The 5,610-nt window shown below is 54.3% G+C and carries 3 rRNA genes; all 3 read right to left on the bottom strand.

The features are described from left to right. Positions 1 to 60: 60 nt before the first annotated feature. Positions 61 to 177, bottom strand: a 5S ribosomal RNA gene (gene rrf, locus HDC95_RS16770). A 109-nt stretch (positions 178 to 286) separates the two neighbouring features. Then, positions 287 to 3,395, bottom strand: a 23S ribosomal RNA gene (locus tag HDC95_RS16775). A gap of 432 nt (positions 3,396 to 3,827) precedes the next feature. Next, a 16S ribosomal RNA gene (locus HDC95_RS16780) occupies positions 3,828 to 5,352 on the bottom strand. The 16S, 23S and 5S rRNA genes sit together here, the layout of an rRNA operon. Between the last annotated feature and the right edge of the window lie 258 nt (positions 5,353 to 5,610).

Raw genomic sequence — 5,610 nt, forward strand, 5'->3', positions numbered from 1 at the left:
CCTGGTGAACGCAAAATGGCCACCCTGCGTTGGGTGGCCATTTTGTTTCTTCTGAAAGAAGTTCGGCGGTGTCCTACTCTCCCACAGGGTCCCCCCTGCAGTACCATCGGCGCTGTGAGGCTTAGCTTCCGGGTTCGGAATGTGACCGGGCGTTTCCCTCACGCTATGGCCGCCGAAACACTATTGATGTTTCAAAAACCTAAAGGCACGCGTGGTGCCTGTTAGGGTTCTCGACCGTACATCGAGAACCACTCAGTGGACGCGTAGCACCAACAAACTTTGGTGTGTTATCAAGTCATCGGCTTATTAGTACCAGTCAGCTGCATGCATTGCTGCACTTCCACATCTGGCCTATCAACCCAGTAGTCTGGCTGGGAGCCTCTCACCCCGAAGGGTATGGAAATCTCATCTTGAGGCCGGCTTCCCGCTTAGATGCTTTCAGCGGTTATCCATCCCGAACGTAGCTAATCAGCGGTGCTCCTGGCGGAACAACTGACACACCAGAGGTTCGTCCAACCCGGTCCTCTCGTACTAGGGTCAGATCCTCTCAAATTTCCTACGCGCGCAGCGGATAGGGACCGAACTGTCTCACGACGTTCTAAACCCAGCTCGCGTACCGCTTTAATGGGCGAACAGCCCAACCCTTGGGACCTACTCCAGCCCCAGGATGCGACGAGCCGACATCGAGGTGCCAAACCATGCCGTCGATATGGACTCTTGGGCAAGATCAGCCTGTTATCCCCGAGGTACCTTTTATCCGTTGAGCGACAGCGCTTCCACAAGCCACTGCCGGATCACTAGTCCCGACTTTCGTCCCTGCTCGACCTGTCAGTCTCACAGTCAAGCTCCCTTGTGCACTTACACTCGCCACCTGATTACCAACCAGGTTGAGGGAACCTTTGGGCGCCTCCGTTACTTTTTGGGAGGCAACCGCCCCAGTTAAACTACCCACCATGCACTGTCCCTGAACCGGATCACGGTTCGAAGTTAGATATCCAGAGTGACCAGAGTGGTATTTCAACAATGACTCCACCATAACTGGCGTCATGGCTTCAAAGTCTCCCACCTATCCTACACAAGCCACACCGAACACCAATACAAAGCTGTAGTAAAGGTCACGGGGTCTTTCCGTCCTGCTGCGCGTAACGAGCATCTTTACTCGTAATGCAATTTCGCCGAGTTCGCGGTTGAGACAGTTGGGAAGTCGTTACGCCATTCGTGCAGGTCGGAACTTACCCGACAAGGAATTTCGCTACCTTAGGATGGTTATAGTTACCACCGCCGTTTACTGGGGCTTAAATTCTCAGCTTCGCCTTACGGCTAACCGGTCCTCTTAACCTTCCAGCACCGGGCAGGCGTCAGTCCGTATACATCGTCTTGCGACTTGGCACGGACCTGTGTTTTTAGTAAACAGTCGCTACCCACTAGTCTCTGCGGCCACCACACCCTTTCCGGAGCAAGTCCGTATAAGTGGATGGCCCCCCTTCTCCCGAAGTTACGGGGGCATTTTGCCGAGTTCCTTAACCACGATTCTCTCGATCTCCTTGGTATTCTCTACCTGACCACCTGAGTCGGTTTGGGGTACGGGCGGCTAGAACCTCGCGTCGATGCTTTTCTTGGCAGCATAGGATCATCCACTTTTTATCCGCATCATGTCTCAGCCTATGTGAGTCGCGGATTTGCCTACGACTCGGCCTACACACTTGCACCAGGACAACCATCGCCTGGCTTGGACTACCTTCCTGCGTCACACCTGTTAATACGCTAACCGCACCAGCATGGGGTCGTACGCTAGGCCTCACCCCATCACCCCGAAGGGATCCGGTCATGAGGATTCAGATACTTAGCACCACTGGATTAGCTTGGGCGGTTCTTCGCCGGTACGGGAATATCAACCCGTTGTCCATCGACTACGCCTGTCGGCCTCGCCTTAGGTCCCGACTTACCCAGGGAAGATTAGCTTGACCCTGGAACCCTTGGTCTTTCGGAGGACGTGTTTCTCACACGTCTTTCGCTACTCATGCCTGCATTCTCACTCGTGTAGCCTCCACGGCTGGTTCACACCGCCGCTTCGCTGGCCACACGACGCTCTCCTACCCATCAACACGGCTGGACCACGAAGGCCTACCAATAATGTCAATGCCACAACTTCGGTGGCGTGCTTGAGCCCCGTTACATTGTCGGCGCGGAATCACTTGACCAGTGAGCTATTACGCACTCTTTCAAGGGTGGCTGCTTCTAAGCCAACCTCCTGGTTGTCACAGCAACTCCACATCCTTTCCCACTTAGCACGCGCTTAGGGACCTTAGTTGGTGGTCTGGGTTGTTTCCCTCTCGACTATGAAGCTTATCCCCCACAGTCTCACTGCTGCGCTCTCACTTACCGGCATTCGGAGTTTGGCTGACGTCAGTAACCTTGTAGGGCCCATCGGCCATCCAGTAGCTCTACCTCCGGCAAGAAACACGCAACGCTGCACCTAAATGCATTTCGGAGAGAACCAGCTATCACGAAGTTTGATTGGCCTTTCACCCCTATCCACAGCTCATCCCCTCAGTTTTCAACCTAAGTGGGTTCGGTCCTCCACGTGCTCTTACACACGCTTCAACCTGGCCATGGATAGATCACTTCGCTTCGGGTCTAGGACATGCGACTGAATCGCCCTATTCAGACTCGCTTTCGCTACGGCTACCCCACACGGGTTAACCTCGCCACATATCGCTAACTCGCAGGCTCATTCTTCAAAAGGCACGCTGTCACCCCTACTAAGGAGGCTCCAACGGTTTGTAAGCAAACGGTTTCAGGTACTATTTCACTCCCCTCCCGGGGTACTTTTCACCTTTCCCTCACGGTACTTGTCCGCTATCGGTCATCTGGAAGTATTTAGGCTTATCAGGTGGTCCTGACAGATTCACACGGGATTTCTCGGGCCCCGTGCTACTTGGGATACTCTCCACGCCAGAACACGCATTTCGACTACGGGGTTGGCACCCTCTATGACCGGCCTTTCAAGACCGTTCGTCTATACGCTTCTGTAACGTCGCCACCTCGGCAGAGATGACAGGTGAGTCCCACAACCCCGAATATGCAACTCCTGCCGGATATCACACACACTCGGTTTAGCCTGATCCGGTTTCGCTCGCCACTACTAACGGAATCGCGGTTGCTTTCTCTTCCTGTGGGTACTGAGATGTTTCACTTCCCCACGTTCCCTCTACCCGCCCTATATATTCAGGCGGGAGTCACTAGGTCGGCACGCCGCCCAGCGGGGTTTCCCCATTCGGACACCCTCGGATCAAAACTTGCTTATCAGTTCCCCGAGGCTTATCGCAGATTGCTACGTCCTTCTTCGGCTCCAGATGCCAAGGCATCCACCGTTTGCTCTTAAAGACTTGAAATCACATGAGTTTGAATCAAAAACTCGACCCAGTCCGAAGACTGCGTCTGAAATTGACTAATGATCTTTAAGATCATCTTGTGCAACCGGCAAAGCCGGCTGCAAGATGCTCGCGTCCACTGTGTAGTTCTCAAAGTACGGGCGGTACCTTAAACCATCCCCAACCAACGGCCAGAAACAGCAAAAGGTCCAGAAGACCCAGTCCCACACCCCACCTCCGAAGAGATCAGGCCGGTTCCGGTCCCTCAGGACCCAACAGCGTGCAGGAGCGACACCCGACACCCACCCCGTTCCTACCACCCGAAGGCGATGTACTAAGAGAAGGAATCATCCTTCGCACCATGTCAAATGTTCCACCCATGAGCTCCCCGCAGAACACGAACGGTTCTGGTCGGGGCTCTGTCACACCCGAAGATGTGCAGTTGCTCCTTAGAAAGGAGGTGATCCAGCCGCACCTTCCGGTACGGCTACCTTGTTACGACTTAGTCCTAATTACCGATCCCACCTTCGACAGCTCCCTCCCACAAGGGGTTAGGCCACCGGCTTCAGGTGTTACCGACTTTCATGACTTGACGGGCGGTGTGTACAAGACCCGGGAACGTATTCACCGCAGCGTTGCTGATCTGCGATTACTAGCGACTCCGACTTCATGAGGTCGAGTTGCAGACCTCAATCCGAACTGGGACCGGCTTTTTGGGATTCGCTCCACCTCACGGTATTGCAGCCCATTGTACCGGCCATTGTAGCATGCGTGAAGCCCAAGACATAAGGGGCATGATGATTTGACGTCATCCCCACCTTCCTCCGAGTTGACCCCGGCAGTATCCCATGAGTTCCCACCATTACGTGCTGGCAACATAGAACGAGGGTTGCGCTCGTTGCGGGACTTAACCCAACATCTCACGACACGAGCTGACGACAACCATGCACCACCTGTTTACGAGTGTCCAAAGAGTTGACCATTTCTGGCCCGTTCTCGTATATGTCAAGCCTTGGTAAGGTTCTTCGCGTTGCATCGAATTAATCCGCATGCTCCGCCGCTTGTGCGGGTCCCCGTCAATTCCTTTGAGTTTTAGCCTTGCGGCCGTACTCCCCAGGCGGGGAACTTAATGCGTTAGCTGCGTCACGGAATCCGTGGAATGGACCCCACAACTAGTTCCCAACGTTTACGGGGTGGACTACCAGGGTATCTAAGCCTGTTTGCTCCCCACCCTTTCGCTCCTCAGCGTCAGTTACGGCCCAGAGATCTGCCTTCGCCATCGGTGTTCCTCCTGATATCTGCGCATTCCACCGCTACACCAGGAATTCCAATCTCCCCTACCGCACTCTAGTCTGCCCGTACCCACTGCAGGCTGGGGGTTGAGCCCCCAGATTTCACAGCAGACGCGACAAACCGCCTACGAGCTCTTTACGCCCAATAATTCCGGATAACGCTTGCACCCTACGTATTACCGCGGCTGCTGGCACGTAGTTAGCCGGTGCTTTTTCTGCAGGTACCGTCACTTTCGCTTCTTCCCTGCTAAAAGAGGTTTACAACCCGAAGGCCGTCATCCCTCACGCGGCGTTGCTGCATCAGGCTTCCGCCCATTGTGCAATATTCCCCACTGCTGCCTCCCGTAGGAGTCTGGGCCGTGTCTCAGTCCCAGTGTGGCCGGTCACCCTCTCAGGCCGGCTACCCGTCGACGCCTTGGTGAGCCATTACCTCACCAACAAGCTGATAGGCCGCGAGCCCATCCCCAACCGAAAAATCTTTCCAAACGTTGACCATGCGATCACGTCTCGTATCCAGTATTAGACACCGTTTCCAGCGCTTATCCCAGAGTCAGGGGCAGGTTGCTCACGTGTTACTCACCCGTTCGCCACTAATCCACCCAGCAAGCTGGGCATCATCGTTCGACTTGCATGTGTTAAGCACGCCGCCAGCGTTCATCCTGAGCCAGGATCAAACTCTCCGTAAAAGAAAAAAACCACAACCACCGGAATAAGGTGAATCGCAGCGAGTTTGAACTGACCAAAGAAATGAATCAAACTGACTTCATTTAAAATGCCAACCCCCGAAAGGGCTGGTCTTTGATCCAAAGGAATTCTCACCAGTCCGAAGACCGACGAGGATAATTTGGCATTTGACAAGTGCACGCTGTTGAGTTCTCAAGGATCGGACGCTCCCCCGACCCAGTCATCACAACCAGGCCCGAAGGGCAACTTCTCAATCTTAC

Origin of the sequence: Microbacterium sp. AK031 (genome assembly GCF_024807145.1) — a bacterium.
Lineage (GTDB): Bacteria > Actinomycetota > Actinomycetes > Actinomycetales > Microbacteriaceae > Microbacterium.